Below are 21,308 nucleotides of genomic sequence, written 5' to 3' on the forward strand. Positions count from 1 at the left end.
AAGTCGCGATTAGCCCTTCACCAACTCGGCAATGGTTTCCATGACTTTGGCGGATTTGAATGGCTTGGTGATATACTCGTCTGCCCCAACTTCCTGCCCACGGTTGAAATCCTCCGGGGTCTTTTTTGCCGTCAGCAGCACAACCGGAATATGCTTGGTTGCAGGGTTCTGTTTAATCCGCGAGCAGACTTCGAAACCGTCCATCTTCGGTAGCATGACATCGAGCAAGACAAGATCCGGCATCTCTTCATCGATCGCCTCCAAAGCCGCCAGGCCGGATGTTACTCCCTGCACCAGGTAACCTTTGGTTGTCAGCAGGATGCTCTCCAGTTTCAACAAGCTTTCTTCATCCTCAACAATGAGAATTTTCTTCTGCATGATAGCTTCTCCTGAGATCCCGACCTTTAGCCTGTCGGACAGTATCCGCAGCCCCCTCGGGCCACCAATTGAATGACAATTACAGGCTCAAACCTGCAAAACTTCATCCGGGTTCAATAATATCAGCATGCGCCCCTGGTAGCGGCCGACTCCGGAGACATAATTATCCCCTTCGTTGACGACCAGGGGAGCCTGTTCAATGGCTTCCTTGGGAATCCGAACAACCTGGGTGATACGATCAACCAGCAAACCGATCGATTGTTCTTTCCCTTCGCAAACAACAATCCGTTGATAACCACCCTCGCTGCTACAGCCCAGCTTCAATCGACGGCACAAATCGATCACTGGGACGACTTCTCCGCGCAATGACAAAATCCCTCTGACATAATCGGGGACATCTGGCAATTCAGTGTAGGCACGTGGCTTGATCAACTCCATGACAACGTCAAGGTTAAGCGCATACTCTTCCTTTCCGAGTAAAAACGTCAGCCACTGGACGGTTTCAACCTCTTGCCCTTTGTCACCACCAGATATGCCCTGAATGTAGTCTTCTTCAGACGCAAAATTCAGATCGGGAAAAAACTGTTGCAAGCCGGGAGCAGCAGAACTCTTTGGTGGTGCTACGGGTTCGAGCTCCGACTCTTCTGCGGCAAAAAGTTCCGCAGCCAGAGTAGGCTCGAGCAATGCCTGCTCTTCAACGGCCACATCTTTTTTCTGCGCTTTTTTTCTGATTTCGGCTAAATCCATAAGGCGTCCGTTTCCATCGGATCAAACTATAGCAAAAAACAGTTCTAACTGGTTATAAATAGTTCAAAAAGCCCGATTCACAAGCCTTCAAGTTCATCTTCAACAGCAGCAATCACAGCCGCGTCGATCTGGCGCACACCGCGACCGAAACCTTCCAGCAAGGCAAGGGACGCCAACTGATTGATCCGCCTTGGAATTCCAGCTGAGATCTGGGCGATTTTTTCGGCGGCATCTGCACTGAAGAGATTTTCATCCCCTCCCGAGCATACCAGCCGATGCTTTAAATAGTCAGCGACTTCAGCGCTTGCCAGTGGTTTCAAATTGAACTGGATACCGATCCGTTGTCGCAGAGGTTCATAAACCTGATGCCCCAAACGCTTGACCAACTCCGGTTGGCCAAGCAGGATTACGCTGATCAGGTTGACATCATCCAATTGATAATTGGTCAGCAGGCGGATTTCATCGAACACATCCTTGTGCGGGATCAACTGCGCCTCATCGACAATCAATACAGGATGAACCTGCTGCTGATAAAGCTGATAGAGCTGAGTTCCGAGTTGTTCCAGGAGTTCCGATTTATTGTCAGCAGGAGGTTCAATGCCCAACCGCAGGGCCAACGCTTGAAGAAATTCCAGGGGAGACATACGCGGATTGGTCAGCAGGACTATCCGGTAGTTCTCGCCAAGTTCATCCATCAATGCCCGGGAGAGGGTCGTTTTGCCACAACCGATACCACCGGTCAGCAACACCATGTCCCGCTCTTCAACGGCATGCAACATCCGGGCAAGGGCCTCGCGGTGACTTCGCGACAGGAAAAGAAACTGCGGATCGGGGGTTTTGGCAAACGGCCGAGTGCGCAGACCGTAAAAACTTTTATACACCGACGCCGCCCTCCCGCTGCAGGGCCTCGCCGATCAAGCCGCTGACATCTAGCACCAGTATTGTTTTCTGATTGCCGAGGTCGGCCGCGCCGGCAATCCCCTTAACAAAATCGAGCGCTTTACCGAGCGACTTGATGACCACATCTTGTTGTCCGCGCAACTCATCGACAACAATACCGAGGCGCTTGTCGGCAAAACCGACGACAACAACAAACCTGTTGCCTTCCTTCTCTTGTCCATCCAGCTTAAACAGCTCATCGATGCGCAACAACGACAGGGTCTGCTGTCGCAGCTCCATCACCTCCCGCCCTTCGATCGTCTGCAGCATACCCGGTTCCAGCATCAGCGTTTCCAGCACCGAATTGAGCGGAATAGCGTAGTCCTTCTCCTTCACTCGCACCACAAGCGCCTTGATGATGGCCAGGGTGATCGGCAGGGTCAGCGACATCACCGTCCCCTTGCCAACCTCACTGGACATATCGATCATGCCGGAGAGAGCTGAAATATTACTTTTGACCACATCCATGCCAACGCCGCGACCGGAAAATTCGCTCACCTGCTCTTTAGTCGAGAAACCGGGATGGAACAGCAAACCGAACAGGTCCTGACGGGTAAGGTTGGCATCGGCCGAAATCAGTCCTTTTTCAATTCCTTTTTTACGCAACACATCCGGATCGATTCCGCGACCATCATCATGCACTTCGATAACAACATGATTGCCACGTTGCGAGGCAATCAGTGATACTGTCCCAGTCTCCGCTTTTCCAGCGATCAAGCGCTCGTCCGCAGCTTCGATACCATGGTCGAGCGCGTTCCGGATAATGTGCATCAGCGGATCAGCCAGTTCCTCAACAATCAACTTGTCCAGCTCAGTATCGCCACCCCGTACCTCCAAGCGGACCTTCTTACCCAAGTCCTGAGCCATGCGGCGGATAATTCGGTTCATCTTGTCGAACAGCTGACGAACCGGCACCATGCGCACATCCATAACCCCAAGCTGCAGTTCGTTCAGCCGACGTTCCAGCGCATGCACAGCTTTATCCAGCTCGCGAGCGATCGGCAGCCCCGCCGAATGCACCTCGCTGCAGAGCTGGGCGATCGAGCCTTTTGCCAAAGCCAATTCACCGACGATAGTCATCAGATAGTCGAGCTTGCCGATATCAACCCGCACTGTGCTGGTAAAGGATTTCGCCGAACTGCTTTCACCGTTCTGTTGCGGAACCGTTTCCGGCTCTTCCTGTGGCTGCGCGTCAATAGCAGGTTCAGCCATCGGGTCTTCGATAAACGAGGGAGGTTCGGAAACCTTTGGCTGCGGCTCAATTTTCGGCGGCGGAGCGACCGGTTCAGGCTCCGCAACAGGTTGAGAAGCAGCGGCGCCTCCAGCCTCTCCAAGCAAGACCTCAATTGCAACATCGTCGCGACCAAGCTTGCCGGTAAGGTCCTGCTGATCAACGCTGACTCCGCAAAGAATACGGAAAGCAAGCATCTCCGGATCGTCGTTTTCGGTTCCAGGTAGAGTGCTGATCACTTCACCGAGACTTTTGATCTTTTCGGTCACATCAGTCAGCTCTGTATCGAAAGTCATCAGCGAAAAAGCGACCTTGACCAGATATATGGTTTTGCCCTGGGAAATATTCTCTTGCAGTCGATGTTCTTCATATTCGGTCAACACATCGAGAAGCGACTGGTCGATATTGAGCGAACCTTCATCTGCTGTGACAGGTCCTGTCAGCAAGTGCTCGATACGGTCGAGATAAGGAGTGAGGTCCTGGGTGTAATCGGGGCTGTCGGCTTTACCACGAATGAGTCCGGACACACCTTCTAGGGTATCGAAAAGACAATCGAGCAAAGCTTCGGAGAGAGCGACTTTACCCATGCGCAGATGATCAAGCAGATTTTCAAGATGGTGGGCCAACTCAGAGACGTCGTTGAATCCGAACATCCCGGCCAGGCCCTTTATGGAATGGGCATCACGGAAAATACCGTTGAGCAGATCCGGACTACTTCCGCCATCGGCAATACCATCACCGAGCTTCGCCAGATCCTGGTTCAGTTTATCGAGTAGTTCTTCTGATTCAGCGAGAAAATCGTCAATTGCCTGATCGGCCATCTAAAGTCGGTCCTTTATTTGAGCAGCTCAGCAACCAATTGTTGGAGTTCTTCCGGACTGAAAGGTTTCACCAGGTAAGCATCCGCACCAAGAGCGAGCCCTTTCTCGCGATCCCGCTGGCTACCCTCGGTGCTGATAATCACCAACGGGGTCTCTTTATACAAAGGGTTATTACGCACAAAACTGACCAACTCCAGACCGTTGATGTCTGGCATATTGATATCGGTCAAAACCAGATCGACCTTTTCCCGGGGCAAAATTCGCAATGCTTCGAATCCATTAGCCGCTTCGAACACCTCAAAGTCATCCATCGCGTCCAGAGTCGACACGATGAGTGAACGCATGGTCGGTGAGTCATCGGCTATCAGTATCTTTTTCAAAACCACTCCTCAAAAAATAACAACTCCCCTCCCAGGCGTCCTGCCAAGACCATATTACACATCCTGCAGAGCTTGCTCCATAGCAATCCCAGCTTTGGACAAAAACAGCTCAAAAGCCTGCGCAGAACGAATCGGCCCACTGTCCGGAAAGTTGTCGCCATAAAGCATCGCAACAACTTTGCCGTCGCTCACCAGCGGGGCCAGAAAAACGCTATCCGGTGCGCCACCGAGAATTTCGATCAGGGTTCGCTCCGAGCGTGCCCCACCAAGTGGGGCCATCAGCGATTCTTTCTCACTCAGCACCCGGCCAAACACTGAACCGTTTTCCGCCGTCAACCGCATTTTGCGAACAATCTCATCCGCAGCTGACGACAGGCTGTCCAAACCAAATTGACCAAGCCCAACCAATTGGCGATCTCGCACGTCGAAGATAATCGCCCGATTCATGATCTCGCTGGCGTAGCGCAAAATCAGCATGATGATACCGCCACCGATATAAGGGTTATCCAACTCGGCCAGCATCCCCTTGAGCAGAAACAAGCTCTGGTCATCTAGGCGGCTTTCAAGCTGGGCAACCTCCTTCTCAAGTTCACCGTCATCAGCAACGACTTCGCCGCTGCTTGCTAACCGCTCCCCCTTGACCACCAACCGCTGAGATGAAATCCCTTTTTCCAGCATAAAATCAAAAGGGTTCAGGGCCGCACTGCCAAAAGCCTGTGGCTCACCCAGTTCGAACGAAAAAAAACCTTTCGACCAAGTAAAAAAGCTGGAGACAATGGCCTCTATCTGACGGCCGACGACCTCTTCAACCTGCTGCGGATCGAGTTGGCAACTTTCAACCAGCAAGGCGCCAACAGGTTTATGCTCATCCAGCGATTTTTGTCGGGCGAGCGCGGCATCAATCTGTTCTTCTGCAACCAAACCGTTTGCTTTGAGCAGTTGCCCAAGAGTCTGTGGATACTCGGAAGACGTCGCCCGCACCACCTGCCCCTGTAAAAAAGTGATGGACCCCTTTTTTCCGTTTTTTAAAAAAAGAGTTCCCGATTTTTTACTCAGGCTGACAATCTGCAGGATGTCGCCAATCCCCAAATCTTCGAGATAGCCTTCCAGGCCCATAATATTGAGATCCGGACGAAAAAATGCTGGTCAACAGCTAAGGTTCTGAATACTCTTCAACAATTTCTTTTTATAAAGATAGCTTAAGATAACGAAGAAATCTTCACGAGTAAAGATTTTGTTACTTATCAGCCTGCTTGCCGCGTCCTTTGAACTGAATTCGCACCGGCACTCGATCGAAACCGAATTTCTCCCGAAAACAGTTCGTCAGGTAACGCTGATAAGAGAAATGCACATCCTTCGGCCGACTGGTGAATAGCACGAATGTCGGCGGCCTCACCGCCCCCTGAGCAGCGTAGTAGAACTTGATCCGCTGGCCACGCACCATCGACGGCGGATTCTTCTGTAGAAACTCTTCCAGCCCTTTATTCAGCTGAGCGGTCGGAATGCGGCGGTTGAATTCTTCGAACACTTCAGCAACGATCGGCAGAATTTTATTGACCCGCTGCCCAGTCAGCGCCGAAACGAAAATCAGTGGTGCAAACGGCAGGTACTTGAAGCGGCGACGCACCTCTTCCACGTACTTGCCCATGGTCTTTTCATCTTTTTCCGGCAGATCCCACTTGTTCACCACCAGGATCAGTGCCCGCCCCTTTTCGTAAGCGTAACCAGCCACCGCCAGATCCTGATCGGTCACTCCTTCTTCGGCATCAATCACCATCAGCACCACGTGTGCCCGGTCCATCGCTTTGAGTGCATTGACTGCACTGTATTTCTCCAGCGTCTGGCTGACCTTGCCTTTACGCCGAATCCCGGCGGTATCGATTAACACATAACGCTTGCCATCATGCTCGAAAGGCGTATCAATACTGTCACGCGTGGTTCCCGAGGTCGGGTTGGCAACCACACGCTCAAAACCGAGCAACTTATTAACCAGCGACGACTTACCAACATTCGGTCGGCCGATCACCGCCATCCGAACCTCGTCTTCCTGTTCAGCCTTTTCCGGTGCAGGCGGTAGTAACTCGGAGAGGTCCTCGATCAGTTCACTGACACCACGACCATGCTCAGCGGAAACCGAATAAATTTTCTCGATGCCGAGGGCGTAAAATTCGCTGGCCCCCATTTCCTGCTTATCGCCATCCACCTTGTTGACGATGAAGAAAACCGGCTTGTCGATCTTGCGCAGCATCTTCGCGACTTCTTCGTCGGAAGCGGTCAAACCATCGCGCACATCCATCAAAAAGAAAATGATATCCGCCTCTTCCAACGCCAACTGCGACTGTTCACGCATCTGGGTCAGCAGCCTATCTTCGCTGGCCGGCTCGAAACCACCGGTATCGATGAGCAGAAACGGACTGCCGTACCGGGTCACTTCAGCGTAGTGCCGGTCGCGGGTGACCCCGGGAAAATCCTCAACGATCGCCTTGCGCTGACCGAGCAGGCGGTTAAACAGGGTCGACTTACCAACGTTCGGACGACCGACTAATGCAACAACTGGTAACATAATTTCTACTTCTATTCTTTTATTCGTATAACACAACCGTCGACGGTGGGTTCTCCCGGTCGACACGCAAAGGATATCTGACGCCCGGACGGCGTCAGCTAAGCCCCAAGGATGGGTTCAGGCGGCCTTTGTGGGTCGGCCGGGAGAACCCCTCCACCAAAAAGGCTACTCGTACCCCAATTCCCTGAGCATCCGTTCGCTCTGGCTCCAATCCTTATCAACCCGGACAAACAGCTCCAAAAACACTTTGGTGCCGAGGAACCGCTCGATCTCCATGCGCGCTTCCTTGCCCAAAGTCTTGATCATCCTTCCAGCTTTACCAACGATGATCTTTTTGTGACTGTCCCGCTCAACATGGATGGTCGCCTGAATCACCACCAGATTCTTTTCCGGTTTCTCCTCGAAAGTTTCCACCCGCACAGCAACACCGTAAGGAATCTCCTCGCTCATGCGGCGCATCACCTTCTCACGCACCATCTCGGCAACAATAAAACGTTCCGGCTGGTCGGTCAGCTGATCTTCCGGGTAGTACTGCGGGCCCACCGGAAGATAGGGTTCCAGCGCATCCAACAATTGCGGCACACCGTCACCGTTTTCAGCACAAATCGGCACCACTTCCTTGAAATCGAAACGCTGAGAATACTCGTCAATCAATGCCAGCAGACTGGTCGGTTCAACCATGTCGATCTTATTGATCACCAAACAAACCGGCGTAGCTGTTTTCTCCAGCAGCTTGAGGATAAACTCGTCTCCGCCACCCGGCTTGTCGTTCGCCTCGACCAGGAACAGGACCAAGTCGACATCATTGCAGGCGCCGACCGCCTGATCGACCATGTAGCGGTTCAACTTACCTTTCGGCTTGTGGATACCGGGAGTATCGACAAACAGCGCCTGTCCACCTTCAAAGTTGTGAATACCGAGAATCCGGTTGCGTGTCGTTTGCGGCTTGTTCGAGGTAATCGCAATCTTCTGCCCCAGAATCTTGTTCAGCAGCGTCGACTTTCCCACGTTCGGTCGACCGACAATGGCAACGAACCCCGATTTAAAATCTTCCGTCATCAAAACATCTCACACTTCCTGACCAGAGCATGGTCGAGTGCCGCTGCAGCGGCCTGTTGCTCGGCCCGTTTTTTACTCGGCCCGCTACCGCTGCCAAGCAGTTTACCGTCAAACCGTACCTCCATCGAGAACACCCGCTCATGGTCCGGTCCGGAAACCTTGCATAATTTATACTCAGGCAAACGCCCGTAACCGGCCTGCAACCGTTCCTGCAGACAGGTTTTGTAATCAGTCCCGTAACGCGATTTTGCCGTTACATCGATCGCTTTACCAAATATCCGTTCTACCACAGCGCAGGCAGCATCGAAACCGCCATCGCAATACACCGCACCGAGGAGAGCTTCCAGCGCATCCGACAGCAGGCTTTCTTTTTCCCGCCCGCCGCTTTTCTCTTCCCCTTTGCCGAGCCGTAACCCGTTCCCGAGGTTGAGCTTGCGGGCAATTCTCGCCAGACCGCCCTCACAGACAACCTCAGCGCGGATACGGGTCAAACCACCCTCCGGGATGTCCGGGTAACGGCGGTAAATCCGTTCGCTGACCGCCAATTCCAGCACTGCGTCACCAAGAAATTCCAGCCGCTCGTTGTGCAGGGTCGGGTCAGACTGTTCATTGCTGAACGATTTATGGGTCAACGCCTGCAGCGGCAGATCGGCATTTCCAAACCGGTAATCGAGCGCCGCTTCAAGTCCGGCGATGTAATCCGACACGAAAAACTCCGTACTTAGGGGGGTGATTGTTGCGGAGTATAGCCAAAAGGCTCGGACAGTTCAAACCATTTGCCGAGGCAAGCAGGCGAAAAAGAAATGATTTCAACTTGATTCATCAACTCCGCTTTTTCTATAATGTTTTGTTTTTCAGGTGAAAATCTACTCAATGATCAATTTTCTACGGATATTTATATAGATGGCGCCATTTATCACCTTCGAGGGAATCGAAGGCTCGGGCAAAACAACCCAGATTCAACGACTGACAAAACTCCTGCACCAGCAAGGACACAGTGTACTGCAGACTCGCGAACCGGGTGGCTGTTCCATCGCCGATCAGATCCGTGGCATTCTGCTGCATCCGGACAATGCAGAAATGGATTCACGCGCCGAGCTCCTGCTCTACGCCGCTGCACGTGCCCAGCACATCGAACAGATCGTGCGCCCGGCCCTGAACGACAATAAAGTCGTAATTTGCGACCGTTTTACTGACGCCACTATCGCCTACCAGGGAGATGGTCGTGGGCTCGACCGCGACCTGATCAGTCAGCTTAATCATCTGGCTGCAGGAAATTGTCGCCCCGGTTTGACGTTGCTGTTCGATCTGCCGGTCGAAACTGGACTCAGCCGTGCACTGCAGCGTGAAAGCGAACAGCAGAATTGTACCGAAGGGCGCTTCGAACGTGAAAAAACTGAATTCCATCAGCGCATTCGTAACGGTTATTTACAGCTGGCCAAAAGCGAACCGCAACGGGTCAAAATTATCCAAGCAGATCGATCACCTGAGCAGGTTTTTGAACAGGTGCGTGGATTTGTTGATTCTTTTCTGCAGGCAGAAGACGAAAAATAGATGACCTTCGATTCCATCATCAGCCATGAACGGCAGAAAAATATCCTGCGCCGCGCTCTGCAGAACCAACGGGTTGCCCACGCCTATTTGTTTGAAGGTCCTGACGGCATCGGCAAACGGCTGATGGCCCTGGCTTTGGCTCGTGCCCTGCTTTGTGCAACCGGAAAGGGCTGCGGCACTTGCGCCGCCTGCCGCAAAGTCGACCATAACAATCACCCGGATGTTCATCTTCTCGACGCAGAAGGAACCACCATCAAAATCGATCAGATTCGCGCGCTCCAACAACAGCTATCCCTCAAACCACTGGAGGGCGAATACCGCATCTGCCTGATCGACGGTGCCGAGCATATGAACCCGGCAGCAGCCAACGCTTTACTGAAAACGCTGGAAGAGCCGCAACCCAATACGGTCATTGTGCTACTCAGCAGTCGACCGGAAGCGCTACTGGTGACTATTCGCTCGCGCTGCCAGCGACTTCCCTTCCAGCGCCTGCCGAAACAGCGACTGACCGAGATTCTGGCTGATCGGCTCGATTTGCCGGAAACCGAGGCTGCTGTTCTGGCTGCGCTTTCAGACGGCAGTTTCAAAAAAGCTCTCGGCGACAACAGGGAGCTGTACTTGCAACAACGGCGTGAACTGCTGCGGTCGCTGCTGGCACTTTCTCCCGGCAGCACTGTGCCCCTGTTCAAGCTGGCAGAAACCTTGAATGCCGAAAAAGAACACTTAACGGAAATCCTCGATATCTTTCAGGCTTTTTTTCGTGATTTACTACTGTTGAAAAATGGCCGACCAGAAACCGAGCTGGTCAACCTGGACATGAAAGAAACCCTTTTCCGGCAGTTGCCGCAGGAAAGCACGCAAAGTCTGCTGCAAAAGCTCGACGCGCTCGATGCCGGACGCTATTATTTACAACGCAACGTCAACCGTCAGCTGGCGATGGAGATCATGCTGATGCGAATGAACGCTGCTTGACAGATAAGGATACAGATTTTCTCTTATGGATAAATTACGTTTAGTCAGTATTTCTTTTCACACCGCTGGAAAAGTATTCGATTTTGATGCGAAGAACTTCACGCTAGAACCGGGCGACACAGTCGTGGTGGAAACCGAACGTGGCCGCGCTCTTGGCAAAGTGGTGCGTGAAATACGTGAAATCGACCCGGAAGATGCACCACCGAAGCTCAAAGCAGTGTTGCGGCAGGCGGAAGAAAATGATCTGGCAATGGCGGACGCTAACGCGGACAAAGAAGCGGAAGCCTTGAAGTTCTGTCAACAGCGGGTGCTCGATCGCAAAATGGAGATGAAGCTGGTTCGTGCCGAATATCTGTTCGATGGCTCCAAAATCATCTTCTATTTTACCGCCGATGGTCGCGTCGATTTCCGTGAACTTGTCCGTGATCTGGCCCAGCACTTCCGCACCCGCATTGAAATGCGTCAGATCGGGGTCCGTGACGAAGCCAAGCTGGTCGGCGGGCTCGGCGTCTGTGGTCGAGAGCTCTGCTGTGCCAGCCACCTGCGCAGCTTTGCTCCCGTCTCGGTGAAAATGGCAAAAGCACAAGGTCTTGCACTGAACCCGTCGAAAATTTCCGGACAATGTGGTCGCCTGCTGTGCTGCCTGGCCTACGAATACGAAACCTACAACGATCTGCGTAAAAACCTGCCGAAGTGTGGCAAGAAGATACAACTTGAATCTGGTACCGCAGAAGTGATTGCACTCGATGTGCTAGCGCAGAAAATGACCGTTTGCTGTGCCAACGGCGATCGCTGTCAAGTGCATGTCGACGAACTGAAAAAAGGCTTTGACAAAGCTGCTGCTGACAAAGCAAAGTCTGGTGAAAAGGACGATAGTAGATCCAGCAAAGAACAGCAGAAACCACGTCGCCAGGACTCTCAGGAGCGACAAGAAAAGCAGGATACCGGGGACGACAACAAGCAGGAAGAGCGCCGTAGCCGGCGACCGCGCAATCGCAACCGCAACCGCAAACCGAAAAATCCGCAACAGCAGTCGGGTGAGCAGCAGAAACAGGAACGCCCGCCTAAAACTGAAAAGCCGACGGCTCAAACCCAGCAGACCCAAAAGCCATCGCAGGATAAAAGCGAGCAGGATAAAAACCAGCAGCGCAAACGCAGGCGGCGGCCACGGCGGCGTACTAACAAGCCGAAGCAGCCAGAAAACAACAGCCCACAAAGTTAATTGATCGAATGATAGATGCAATCCCTGTTTTCAAGGAGAGCCATGAACATGAGTAAAACATTTTACATCACCACACCGATCTACTACGTCAACGACGTCCCGCATATCGGCCATGCTTACACTACCCTGGCCTGCGATGTCATGGCGCGCTACAAGCGTTCACGCGGCTTCGAAGTTGCCTTTTTGACCGGCACGGACGAGCATGGTCAGAAAGTTGAAACGGCAGCCAAGGCCAACGGCGAAACTCCGCTGGAATTGGCCGACCGCGTAGTCAAACGCTTTCAGGCCTTGTGGGAGAAGCTCAACTGCTCACACACCGACTTCATCCGCACCACCCAGGAGCGGCACAAGCACACCGTCTCGGAGCAGTTCAAGACCATCATCGAAAAAGGCGACATTTACCTCGGCTACTACGAAGACTGGTACTGCACCCCCTGCGAGACGTTCTGGACAGAGACCCAGCTGATCGACGGTACCTGCCCCGATTGTGGTCGCGAGACCACCAAGCTGAAAGAAGAGTCCTACTTCTTCAAGATGAGCAAGTACCAGGATCAACTTCTCAAGCACATCGAGGAGAACCCGGATTTCATCCAGCCCAAAACGCGCCGTAACGAGATTCTCAGTTTCGTCAAAGAGGGCTTGCGTGATCTGTCGATCTCGCGCACATCTTTTTCCTGGGGCATCCCGGTCCCCGGGAATGACAAACACGTCCTTTACGTCTGGTTCGACGCTCTGACCAACTACATCTCCGCTCTCGGCTACCCAGAAGACAAAGAAGGTAAGTTCGAGAAATTCTGGCCGGCAATTCACGTTATCGGTAAGGACATCCTGCGCTTTCACACCGTCTACTGGCCAACGTTCCTGATGGCCGCGGGGGTTCCCCTGCCGAAGAAGGTTTTCGCCCACGGCTGGTGGACCGTTGAAGGGCAGAAGATGAGCAAGAGCCTGCGCAACGTGGTCGAGCCGAACATGCTGATTGACAAATATGGCGTAGACGCAATTCGCTACTTTCTGCTGCGCGAAGTTCCCTTCGGTCTTGATGGCGACTTCTCCCACAGCGCGCTGATCAACCGGGTCAACTCCGACCTGGCCAATGACATCGGCAACCTGGTCAGCCGCTCAACTGCGATGCTTGGCAAGTACTTTGGTGGCAAGCTACCGAAACCGGGCGCAGCGACCGATCTCGATCAGGCGTTGATTGACTTGGCTCCGGCGACTCTGCAGAAGGTTGATAATCTGCTCGAAGAGATGGCTTTCAACAAAGCGCTGATGGCGATCTGGGAAATGATTTCGGCCGGCAACAAATACATTGACGACACGGCCCCCTGGGCGCTGGCCAAAGACCCGGAACAACAGGAACGTCTCGCTACCGTCATGTATAACCTGCTCGAATCGATCCGTATCGTTGCCCTGCTGGTGGCGCCTTTCATGCCGGATACCGCAGCAAAAATCATCGAGATTCTCGGAGGCGACAGCAACAACCTCAACCTTGAAGGACAGGATCAGTGGGGCGGGCTGCAACCCGGTATTCAGATCGAAAAGGCCAAGCCCCTTTTCCCACGGATCGAAATCGAGTAATATATTCAAGAATACAGATACAACCCTGTCGGGGCGCTTTTACGGCGCCCCGCTTTTTTGGAGCATTTTAAAATGTCTGCACAGCTTCCACTGCTGGTCGACAGCCACGCGCATCTCGATGGCGGCCAGTTCAACAACGACCGTGATGAAACCATTGCACGTGCTCACGACAACGGCATCAGCCACATCCTGACCATCGGCTGCGATATGGAGAGCTCGGCAGCCAGCCTGGCCCTGGCCACCAAGCACGAGTATATCTACGCTGCTGTCGGGGTTCATCCCCACGACGCTACGGAAATCAACGATGACACCCTGAAACAGCTTGAAGAGCTGCTTGGCCGTCCCAAGGTTGTCGCCCTCGGTGAAATAGGCCTCGACTTCTTCCGTGATCGCTCGCCGCGTGACGTTCAACGGGAAGCTTTCCGTAAGCAGATCCGCCTTGCACGTAAAGTCGGCAAACCGATTATCGTGCATGACCGCGATGCCCACGACGAGGTCCTGCAGATCCTCGAAGAAGAGAACGCGGCTGAAGTCGGCGGCGTGCTGCACTGCTTCAGCGGCGATGTGGCAATGGCGAAAAAATGCCTGGAGATGGGCTTTTACCTCTCTTTTCCCGGAACTATCACCTATCCGAAGAATGAAGCGGCTCGCGATGTTGTCCGCGCGGTCCCGATCGACAAGATTCTGGTCGAGACTGACTGCCCTTACCTGTCTCCGCAAAAGTTTCGCGGTAAACGAAATGAACCGGCTTATGTGCGTTACACAGCGGAGAAGGTTGCCGAAATCAAGGGGCTGACAATAGAAGATGTCGCCCGCGTCACCAGCCGCAACTGTTTTGACCTGTTTGGTTTCGGAGAGGTCGACCAGAGCACCAAGATCGCCTACCAGATCCGCAATTCGCTTTACCTGAACATCACCAACCGCTGCACCAACCACTGTATCTTCTGTGCAAAGTTCAGTGACTACGTGGTCAAAGGGCACGAACTCTTCCTCGAGCGGGAACCGACGGTCGGAGAAGTCAAACAGGCAATCGGTGACCCGAGCAGCTACGATGAAGTGGTTTTCTGCGGCTACGGTGAACCGCTGCTGCGCCTCGATCTGATCAAAGAGATCGCCGGCTGGCTCAAGCAACAGGGCGTTAAGGTCCGTATCAACAGTGACGGTCAAGCCAATCTGGTTCACAAGCGCAACATCCTGCCGGAGCTGGCTGGACTGGTCGATGCGATCTCGGTTTCTCTTAACGCGCCGAACGCTGATGAATACCAGCGCCTTTGCCAATCGGGTTTCGGTAGCGACGGTTATCAGGCAGTAAAAGATTTTATCCGCCAGGCTCCTGAATTCATCCCGGATGTTACGGCAACAGCCGTCACCGTTCCCGGCGTCGATATTGCGGCCTGCGAGCAGGTAGCGAAAGAGCTGGGCGTGCAGTTCCGCGTTCGCGAATACCAGGAAGTCGGCTGATTACTTAATAAAAACAGGGAGGAACAGATGTCCAGTTACGACTACGATCTGTTTGTTATCGGTGCAGGCTCCGGCGGTGTTCGCACTGCGCGGATGGCAGCCGCAGAAGGCATCAAGGTTGCGGTGGCCGAGAAAAGCAAACCGGGCGGTACCTGCGTCAACCTCGGCTGCGTGCCGAAAAAGCTCTACGTTCACGCCGCTGAATATGGTGCCGGTTTTTTGCAATCCCCCGGTTTCGGTTGGCAGAGCCAGGCGCCACTGTTCGACTGGCCAACCCTGCGCGACAACAAATCGGAAACAATTACCAGGCTCAACGGCATGTACACTGAAATCCTTGGTAAGGCTGGTGTAGAAATGATCGACGGTCATGCCCGCGTTACCGGACCGAACGAGGTTGACGTTGCCGGCAAGAGATACAGTGCCGAACGAATTCTGCTCGCGACCGGCGGACGTCCATCCCTACCGGAGATTCCGGGCAGCGAGTATCTCCTTTCCTCCGATCAGATTTTCGACCTACCCGAGTTGCCGAAAAGAATGCTGATTGTCGGCGGTGGCTACATCGCCACCGAGTTCACCGGCATCTTTCACGGACTCGGTGTTAACGTCACCCAGATCTATCGCCGTGAACTGTTCCTGCGCGGGTTCGACACAGATATCCGTGAGTTCGTCGCCAAGCAGATGCGTGAAAGTGGCATCGACCTGCGTTTCAATTGCGACCTGAAACAGGTTGTTAAAAACGCTGACGGCAGCCTCAACGTGACCCTGAAGGATGGTAGTAATCTGCAAACGGATCTGATCCTGGCGGCAACCGGCCGTGTGCCGAACACGGAAAATCTCGGTTTGGACGAGGTTGGCGTGAAACTGGGAGAAAATGGCCGGGTTCTGGTTGACGATTTCTACCAGACCAATATTCCATCAATCTACGCCCTCGGCGACTTGATTGATCGCATGCAACTGACACCTGTTGCGCTGGCGGAAGGAATGACACTGGTTCGCCATCTCTATAAAGGCGGAGCTGAAAAGCTCGATTATTCTTTGGTTCCAACCGCGGTGTTCAGTAAACCGAACATCGGCACCGTCGGCCTGACAGAAGAAGAAGCGATCGAGCAATATCCACAAATCGATGTTTACAGCGCCAACTTCCGTTCGCTCAAACACGCCCTCTCTGGTAGCAGCGAACGGGTACTGATGAAACTGCTGGTCGACCCGGCAACCGACAAAGTGGTCGGCGCCCACATGGCGGGAGAAATGGCAGGCGAAACCATCCAGGGAATCGCCGTCGCATTGAAGGCCGGAGCAACCAAAACGAATTTCGACAAAACCATCGGTATCCACCCGACCAGTGCCGAGGAATTTGTCACCATGCGCACGAAAACCCGAACCGTTTCAAAATAGGAGCAGAGTGATGAAAATCAGCATCGAATACTGCGGCCAGTGAAACTACCGCGCTCGTGCTGCCAGTCTGGCAGAGAGATTTAAAAAAGAACTGAACGCCGAGGTTGAAGTTATTGAATCCCACGGCGGCGCATATGAGATCACCGTCGATGGAGAACTGATCTATTCGAAAAAAGAAACCGGCCATTTCCCGAATGAAAATCGGATATTGAAAGACTTGGCAGAATAAACAAGAAAAGGCGGAACCGCTAACGGCTCTGCCTTTTCCTCGTCAATCCCTTCATTGCTCATCAGTTACCGAACAACTTGTTCAAGGTCCCTTCCAGCAACTGTTTCACCGGCTTCTGCTGTTCGCTGTCACCGCCAAGTTTATCCAGCAGTCTTTGACTGGCTTCCTGCTTCAGTTTCTCCGCTGCTTGCTTCTGCAATGCCTCGCTATCGAAACCAACCCTTGGCCGGCTCAGGGTTCCCTGAATGGCTAACGGCAAAACTCCCCAGCCGTATTGGTCGGTGACAACCTGTTGCAAGCCGCTTTTCACCCCCAGCTTGCTCATCAACTCTGGAGCAAGGCGGGTGTCCAGTGTCATATTGACGGCTCCGTCAACGCTGACAGTTCCTTTCTGCGTAATCCGGGTTTTTGAACTGTCCAGATTACCGGTCAGGCTTGCCAAACCGTTGCGCATATCATAATGGCTTTCCAGCGAATTGAAGCTGAGCACTTTCAAATCTGCTAGACCGAGAAACTGGGAAATAGAATTAAGCACGGGCGAACCCGCAATCTGGCCGCGCTGCAACTGCACCCTACCGTTTAGCTGCAGTGAACGCAAAAGAGTATCAGGGATGGTGCCACGGCCGGAAAAATTATTCTCAACCTGCAGCAACCCGCTAACGGTCTGTTGAGCTTGTGGCAGCAGTCCGCCGGCCAATGTCATCAGGTTCGATTGATCAAGCTTGGCATTCCCCTGGTACTGCAACCCACGCACAGCAAGGTTGACATCAGCGTTGATCTGGATGTCACCCCCGGCAACATCAGCACGCAGTGGCTCGATGCGCAGCCGGTTGTTGCGCAGGCTCATCACTGCTTGCACCCGATCCATTTCCAACTGCTTGTAAATCATCTTGCCGATCAACATCTGGCCGGTCATGTCGAGAGGCAGGTCGAAGGGGCCGATCTCCTCGGCAACCGTCGGCTGGTGTTCAACCTTTGTGCCCCCATTGCTAACCGCCGGGGGGAGTGGTGCCTCCGGAATAATGGCATTCACGTCGAGACGCTCGGCGGTCAACTGAAAATCACCGCGTATCAGGTCACTCATCACATTATTGGCGTTAAAATCAAGGAGCAGCCGCTGATCGGCCATTTTCAGAACCATCTGCCTGGTCGAAGCGTTATCGTCGCGGTAATTGATGGTTCCGTCCAGACCGGCCCGCTTACCGGCAACCGTTGCCTGCACATCGAGCAATTGCAGTTCTGCCGATTGCAGCAACTTTGCGCCGTCACTCGCTTTTCCCGCAAGGTCGATCCGCCCGTTCAACTGACCGGCCAGACTGTAGCTTTGCAGATCACTGCCGACCCCTTTCGGCAGGCTGTCCATCAGAGAACGCAGGTCAAGATGATCAAGCAGCAAAGCCATCTTCAGTTCAGGGTCTTTGTTCTCCAGGTCGAAATCGCCTTCCAAACCGAGCTTTGCGCCATTGAAATCGACAAGCAGAGTAGACAGTGCCAGCTTCTGTTTCTGCAGATTGAAGTTCAGCGAGTAATCAAGCGCTATCTTCGCTTGATTCAAAACAGCTTGCGGCAGATCATTCAGGCGCATATCGAATTTATCGAGTAACAGCTTACCTTTAGAGGTAATTTGCTCAGGCTGCAGTTGAACCTCCAGGTTGAGAGTCAGCTCTCCGGAGCCAAGCTTCCCTGGCAACGCGCCACGATAATAGGGAGCAAACTGCAGCAGATCGACTTTGTCGAGTTGCAGATCGAGATCGCCCTTTTGAGTCGAAACATCGTAACGACCAGAAAGATCGATTTTACTGCCATTGAGTTCGACGGAAAGGTTGATCGGGAAAGCTTTGTTTAGCTGGATATTTTCTGCATTAAAGTTCAGTCTCTGCAGATTGTAACGATAAGGCGTTTGCGGACTCTGCATACGATCGACAAAAAGCAGATCTCCATCTTTAACGGTTACTTTTCTGATCAACAGATCAAAGACTGCTGAAGCCGCAGAACCAGCCTTATCTGCAACTACTGATTTGCTTGGCTGCTGCTTTTCGCCGCTTTTGTCCGGTATCAGATCAGTAAAATTAAAACTGCCATCCTGGTTGCGCACAACTTCGATACGAGGATTTTCCAACAAAACCTGGTCGATAACCACATCCCCGGTCAGCAAAGCGAGAAGCTTATAGTGCAACGCAACCAGTTTGACACTGATAAAATCGTCCGGTGTCAGCTTTTTCTGTACCCGCAGGTCGGAAATCGTGACCCCCGAAAAAATGCCGATATCGATGGCACCAATCTCAACTTCACGCTGTAGCGCATCTTTCGCTAATGGCAATAAAGTTTCCCGCACCTTTTCAGGCGTGATTACAACTTTGACCAATAGAGAGAAAGAAACCAGGATAAAAACCAGGCTCACGCCCAACGCTATCCAAATTTTGCCAGACTTGGACATCACTCCTCCACCGAGAGATTTAAATTAGCTTTGCAAATTTTAACATTATATAGAAATTCCGCTAGTTAGAATAAATAAAACCATTCTTGTCCACATAATTCAATATTGATTAAATAGATATTTTTGCATATATTGAATCGCAAAAGGAGAAAACCATGCCAATCTTTGAATATCGTTGTACAAAATGTGAAAAGATCACCGAGAAAATTTGCAGTTCAACTGTCACCGAGATTGAATGCCCTGAGTGTCACTCCCCTGCGAAAAAAACTGTTTCCATTTTTTCCGGACAAACCGATTCTGCTTCAGCTGGTGGCTGCATGCCGAGTTCAGGATTTTCCTGAGCCTGATGCACAGGCAGCGTGCCTGCCTGAAGACTGAACGATTAAAACCTCAAGTTTAAAATGTGCCATATATTCATACGCTTACTCACTCATGAAATATATTAAAATGAAAAACTGCTTGATAATACAGGGAAGAAAGTGGAGAGCGATTCTAATATTAGAATAATTTACTTTAACTAAGGCAACCGATAGAATTTACAACATTAAATATCTCACATCATTTTGGAGATGGCTGCCTATGAAGAAGAATAAGAACTCTCTGCTGATAGACATCGGATGGTGCGAATGGGTTTCTTTTCCCGCGCTGAAAATCCCGGCAATTGAGGCCGAGATAGTCAACGAAGCTCGTCAATCAATCCTCAACGTTTTCGACTTTTCAACGTTTAAGGAAGGCGAAGACCTGATGATCAGTTTCGGCGTTCATCCGATTCAAAATTCAGACGAGGTTGAAGTTTACTCTGTCATGCCGGTCAAGACCAGGCGCCTGGTCAACACCCCGGATGGTGACCGCGAGTGGTGCTACGTTATAGAGACCGAGATGCGGATCGGCTCGATGAAGAAAAATATCGAATTGACCCTGGTAAAAAGCGAGGACTCCCTCTTCCGTCTGCACCTCGCTCCCAAAACCATCAAAAGCCTGGTGCGGATCAATCCGCAAAAGAGCTACCTCACGGGTCAAATCCTCGGTAATTTTTCCGAGCGTGCCGCGCTGGGCGCGACCTGATTCGAACTTTGATAAAAAAGAAAAAGCCGGTTTCACAATTGTGAAACCGGCTTTTTTTCATTCCTCCAACGCCATTTCGTACAGCTTCTGCGACCAACCGCTAATTTTCTGGCCGTTGATTACCGCAAAAGGAACACCACGCCCAGTATCCAGCTGCTGCTTACGTTTCGCCGCAGCGGCATCTTCTTCAATATCGTAGACCGTTACCTCAACCCCCCGACTGGCCAAAAAACTTTTGGCCTGGATACAGTAGGGTCACCAACTGGTCACATAGAGTTCGGCAACATCTTTTTTCTCGTTCTCAGCTGCCATGGTCTCCAGCGGGGCAAGAGTCAGGAGCAAAACGGCGACCAACATCAAGCCCAGGATTTTCTTTAATTCTCGATTCACTTTCGACTCCAGATCGATATGAGCTGACAATTAACCGATAGGCAGGCTACCGGTCTGTAGAATAGGATTGAAAAAATTGACGAGCGGTCCGTCCGCTATGGGTCGCCCGCGCTAGGGCAAAAAGTTTCGCTGCTTCATGCAGTTTTTTTCGATCACCGGAATAATCGGAAAACAGGCTATCGACGATTGCCAGATACTGATCCATTGTGCCGGGATAAAATGAGAGCCAGAGTCCAAACCGATCCGACAGGGAGATCTTCTCTTCGACCGCATCGGTGTAGTGAAGTTCCCCATCCACAACTTTTGTCCCAAGGTTTTCTTTCGCCATCTCCGGCAACAAATGGCGTCGATTGGAGGTCGCATAAAGCAAAACATTACTCGGTGACACCTCGACCGACCCCTCCAGCACACTTTTTAAGTGTTTATAGTTTCTTTCTTCCTCACTAAAGGAAAGGTCATCGCAGAAGATAATGAACTTTTGCGGTAGGTCGCGAATCTCATCGACAATCTCCGGCAAATAAATCAGGTCGTCTTTATCGACTTCGATCAAGCGCAGTCCCTGGTCGACGTAAGCGTTAAAAATCGCTTTGACCAGCGATGATTTTCCTGTCCCTCGCGCACCCCAAAGCAACGCGTTGTTGGCCGCTTCACCATTGAGAAAACGTTCTGTATTTTCCTGCAGTTTCTGCTGTTGCTCTTCAATACCAAGCAAATCCTGCAAACTGACAGGATCACAGTTTTTGACCGGGCGAAGATATTCTTTACGCTGCCGCCAGATAGCAGCATAGGTGGTTGTCCAATCAAGTTGCATGTAAAAATATTCACTTTCTATGGCAGCTGCAGCAGGGAATGCTCCACCACGTGAAGTATAGCAAAAAGCTCAGCTT

21 protein-coding genes and 1 pseudogene are annotated in these 21,308 nt (G+C 52.1%); 9 read left to right on the forward strand and 13 right to left on the reverse strand.

What is annotated here, in order from left to right:
* Nucleotides 1-9 precede the first annotated feature (9 nt).
* The 9 genes from BUB13_RS03285 to rnc form a co-directional block, all read right to left on the reverse strand.
* Nucleotides 10-378: a response regulator transcription factor gene (locus tag BUB13_RS03285; RefSeq protein ID WP_139249298.1), complete on the reverse strand. Its 369-nt coding sequence runs from the start codon at nt 376-378 to the stop codon at nt 10-12.
* Between the two features lie 87 nt (nt 379-465).
* A complete protein-coding gene (locus tag BUB13_RS03290) occupies nt 466-1,125 on the reverse strand; it encodes a chemotaxis protein CheW (RefSeq protein WP_084091714.1) in 660 nt (219 codons plus the stop codon).
* A 77-nt stretch (nt 1,126-1,202) separates the two neighbouring features.
* Nucleotides 1,203-2,006 (reverse strand): ExeA family protein, encoded by an 804-nt coding sequence (locus BUB13_RS03295; protein WP_072905558.1) that lies wholly within the window; start codon nt 2,004-2,006, stop codon nt 1,203-1,205.
* Nucleotides 1,999-4,116, reverse strand: coding sequence for a chemotaxis protein CheA (locus BUB13_RS03300; RefSeq protein ID WP_072905561.1), 2,118 nt, complete (start codon nt 4,114-4,116; stop codon nt 1,999-2,001). The genes BUB13_RS03295 and BUB13_RS03300 overlap by 8 nt, the downstream gene beginning before the upstream one ends.
* Nucleotides 4,117-4,130: 14 nt before the next feature.
* The gene (locus tag BUB13_RS03305; RefSeq protein WP_072905564.1) at nt 4,131-4,496 is read right to left on the reverse strand and encodes a response regulator; all 366 of its coding nucleotides are present in this window, start codon (nt 4,494-4,496) and stop codon (nt 4,131-4,133) included.
* A gap of 54 nt (nt 4,497-4,550) precedes the next feature.
* Entirely contained in the window at nt 4,551-5,612 is a 1,062-nt protein-coding gene (locus BUB13_RS03310; RefSeq protein ID WP_072905566.1) for a DUF4388 domain-containing protein, read from the reverse strand.
* Nucleotides 5,613-5,733: 121 nt separating this feature from the next.
* On the reverse strand, nt 5,734-7,059 hold the full coding sequence (gene der, locus BUB13_RS03315) for a ribosome biogenesis GTPase Der (RefSeq protein WP_072905568.1): 1,326 nt from the start codon (nt 7,057-7,059) through the stop codon (nt 5,734-5,736).
* A 165-nt stretch (nt 7,060-7,224) separates the two neighbouring features.
* Nucleotides 7,225-8,121: a GTPase Era gene (era, locus tag BUB13_RS03320; RefSeq protein WP_425269174.1), complete on the reverse strand. Its 897-nt coding sequence runs from the start codon at nt 8,119-8,121 to the stop codon at nt 7,225-7,227.
* Nucleotides 8,118-8,825: a ribonuclease III gene (gene rnc / locus BUB13_RS03325; RefSeq protein ID WP_072905572.1), complete on the reverse strand. Its 708-nt coding sequence runs from the start codon at nt 8,823-8,825 to the stop codon at nt 8,118-8,120. Before rnc ends, era begins: the two co-directional genes overlap by 4 nt.
* 196 nt (nt 8,826-9,021) lie before the next feature.
* Here rnc and tmk point away from each other — a divergent pair, with 196 nt between their 5' ends.
* From tmk to BUB13_RS19330, 7 genes and pseudogenes are all read left to right on the forward strand, one after another.
* Nucleotides 9,022-9,672, forward strand: coding sequence for a dTMP kinase (gene tmk / locus BUB13_RS03330; protein ID WP_072905574.1), 651 nt, complete (start codon nt 9,022-9,024; stop codon nt 9,670-9,672).
* The gene (gene holB / locus BUB13_RS03335) at nt 9,673-10,644 is read left to right on the forward strand and encodes a DNA polymerase III subunit delta' (RefSeq protein WP_072905576.1); all 972 of its coding nucleotides are present in this window, start codon (nt 9,673-9,675) and stop codon (nt 10,642-10,644) included.
* Between the two features lie 25 nt (nt 10,645-10,669).
* A complete protein-coding gene (locus tag BUB13_RS03340) occupies nt 10,670-11,866 on the forward strand; it encodes a PSP1 domain-containing protein (protein ID WP_072905578.1) in 1,197 nt (398 codons plus the stop codon).
* Between the two features lie 48 nt (nt 11,867-11,914).
* A complete protein-coding gene (gene metG, locus BUB13_RS03345) occupies nt 11,915-13,444 on the forward strand; it encodes a methionine--tRNA ligase (protein ID WP_072906197.1) in 1,530 nt (509 codons plus the stop codon).
* 72 nt (nt 13,445-13,516) lie between these two features.
* The gene (locus BUB13_RS03350; protein WP_072905580.1) at nt 13,517-14,905 is read left to right on the forward strand and encodes a TatD family hydrolase; all 1,389 of its coding nucleotides are present in this window, start codon (nt 13,517-13,519) and stop codon (nt 14,903-14,905) included.
* Between the two features lie 27 nt (nt 14,906-14,932).
* Nucleotides 14,933-16,300 (forward strand): glutathione-disulfide reductase, encoded by a 1,368-nt coding sequence (gene gorA / locus BUB13_RS03355; protein ID WP_072905583.1) that lies wholly within the window; start codon nt 14,933-14,935, stop codon nt 16,298-16,300.
* Between the two features lie 55 nt (nt 16,301-16,355).
* Nucleotides 16,356-16,529 (forward strand): annotated as a pseudogene (locus BUB13_RS19330) (SelT/SelW/SelH family protein); the annotation flags it as partial.
* A 61-nt stretch (nt 16,530-16,590) separates the two neighbouring features.
* Here the strand turns inward: BUB13_RS19330 and BUB13_RS03365 are convergent.
* Nucleotides 16,591-18,966: an AsmA family protein gene (locus BUB13_RS03365; RefSeq protein ID WP_072905585.1), complete on the reverse strand. Its 2,376-nt coding sequence runs from the start codon at nt 18,964-18,966 to the stop codon at nt 16,591-16,593.
* Between the two features lie 155 nt (nt 18,967-19,121).
* On the opposite strand from BUB13_RS03365, the gene BUB13_RS19475 reads away from it, so the two are divergent.
* Nucleotides 19,122-19,307, forward strand: coding sequence for an FmdB family zinc ribbon protein (locus tag BUB13_RS19475; RefSeq protein WP_072905587.1), 186 nt, complete (start codon nt 19,122-19,124; stop codon nt 19,305-19,307).
* Nucleotides 19,308-19,545: 238 nt separating this feature from the next.
* Nucleotides 19,546-20,031 (forward strand): putative ATP-dependent zinc protease, encoded by a 486-nt coding sequence (locus tag BUB13_RS03375; protein WP_084091716.1) that lies wholly within the window; start codon nt 19,546-19,548, stop codon nt 20,029-20,031.
* A gap of 57 nt (nt 20,032-20,088) precedes the next feature.
* Here BUB13_RS03375 and BUB13_RS18495 read toward each other — a convergent pair whose 3' ends face one another.
* The 3 genes from BUB13_RS18495 to BUB13_RS03385 are packed head-to-tail and all read right to left on the reverse strand — an operon-like array spanning nt 20,089 to nt 21,232.
* Nucleotides 20,089-20,277, reverse strand: a complete 189-nt coding sequence (locus BUB13_RS18495) for a glutaredoxin family protein (RefSeq protein ID WP_084091718.1) — start codon at nt 20,275-20,277, stop codon at nt 20,089-20,091.
* A 9-nt stretch (nt 20,278-20,286) separates the two neighbouring features.
* Nucleotides 20,287-20,421, reverse strand: a complete 135-nt coding sequence (locus BUB13_RS19335; protein ID WP_279625957.1) for a hypothetical protein — start codon at nt 20,419-20,421, stop codon at nt 20,287-20,289.
* A gap of 46 nt (nt 20,422-20,467) precedes the next feature.
* Entirely contained in the window at nt 20,468-21,232 is a 765-nt protein-coding gene (locus BUB13_RS03385) for an ATP-binding protein (RefSeq protein ID WP_072905591.1), read from the reverse strand.
* Between the last annotated feature and the right edge of the window lie 76 nt (nt 21,233-21,308).

Origin of the sequence: Malonomonas rubra DSM 5091, from assembly GCF_900142125.1 — a bacterium.
Lineage (GTDB): Bacteria > Desulfobacterota > Desulfuromonadia > Desulfuromonadales > Geopsychrobacteraceae > Malonomonas > Malonomonas rubra.

Bases quoted from the DNA above. Each gene is read 5' to 3' on its own strand.
- BUB13_RS03285 (WP_139249298.1), bottom strand. From the start codon at position 378: ATGCAGAAGAAAATTCTCATTGTTGAGGATGAAGAAAGCTTGTTGAAA.
- BUB13_RS03290 (WP_084091714.1), bottom strand. From the start codon at position 1,125: ATGGATTTAGCCGAAATCAGAAAAAAAGCGCAGAAAAAAGATGTGGCC.
- BUB13_RS03300 (WP_072905561.1), bottom strand. From the start codon at position 4,116: ATGGCCGATCAGGCAATTGACGATTTTCTCGCTGAATCAGAAGAACTA.
- BUB13_RS03310 (WP_072905566.1), bottom strand. From the start codon at position 5,612: ATGGGCCTGGAAGGCTATCTCGAAGATTTGGGGATTGGCGACATCCTG.
- der (WP_072905568.1), bottom strand. From the start codon at position 7,059: ATGTTACCAGTTGTTGCATTAGTCGGTCGTCCGAACGTTGGTAAGTCG.
- tmk (WP_072905574.1), top strand. From the start codon at position 9,022: ATGGCGCCATTTATCACCTTCGAGGGAATCGAAGGCTCGGGCAAAACA.
- holB (WP_072905576.1), top strand. From the start codon at position 9,673: ATGACCTTCGATTCCATCATCAGCCATGAACGGCAGAAAAATATCCTG.
- BUB13_RS03340 (WP_072905578.1), top strand. From the start codon at position 10,670: ATGGATAAATTACGTTTAGTCAGTATTTCTTTTCACACCGCTGGAAAA.
- metG (WP_072906197.1), top strand. From the start codon at position 11,915: ATGAGTAAAACATTTTACATCACCACACCGATCTACTACGTCAACGAC.
- BUB13_RS03350 (WP_072905580.1), top strand. From the start codon at position 13,517: ATGTCTGCACAGCTTCCACTGCTGGTCGACAGCCACGCGCATCTCGAT.
- gorA (WP_072905583.1), top strand. From the start codon at position 14,933: ATGTCCAGTTACGACTACGATCTGTTTGTTATCGGTGCAGGCTCCGGC.
- BUB13_RS03365 (WP_072905585.1), bottom strand. From the start codon at position 18,966: ATGTCCAAGTCTGGCAAAATTTGGATAGCGTTGGGCGTGAGCCTGGTT.
- BUB13_RS19475 (WP_072905587.1), top strand. From the start codon at position 19,122: ATGCCAATCTTTGAATATCGTTGTACAAAATGTGAAAAGATCACCGAG.
- BUB13_RS03375 (WP_084091716.1), top strand. From the start codon at position 19,546: ATGAAGAAGAATAAGAACTCTCTGCTGATAGACATCGGATGGTGCGAA.
- BUB13_RS03385 (WP_072905591.1), bottom strand. From the start codon at position 21,232: ATGCAACTTGATTGGACAACCACCTATGCTGCTATCTGGCGGCAGCGT.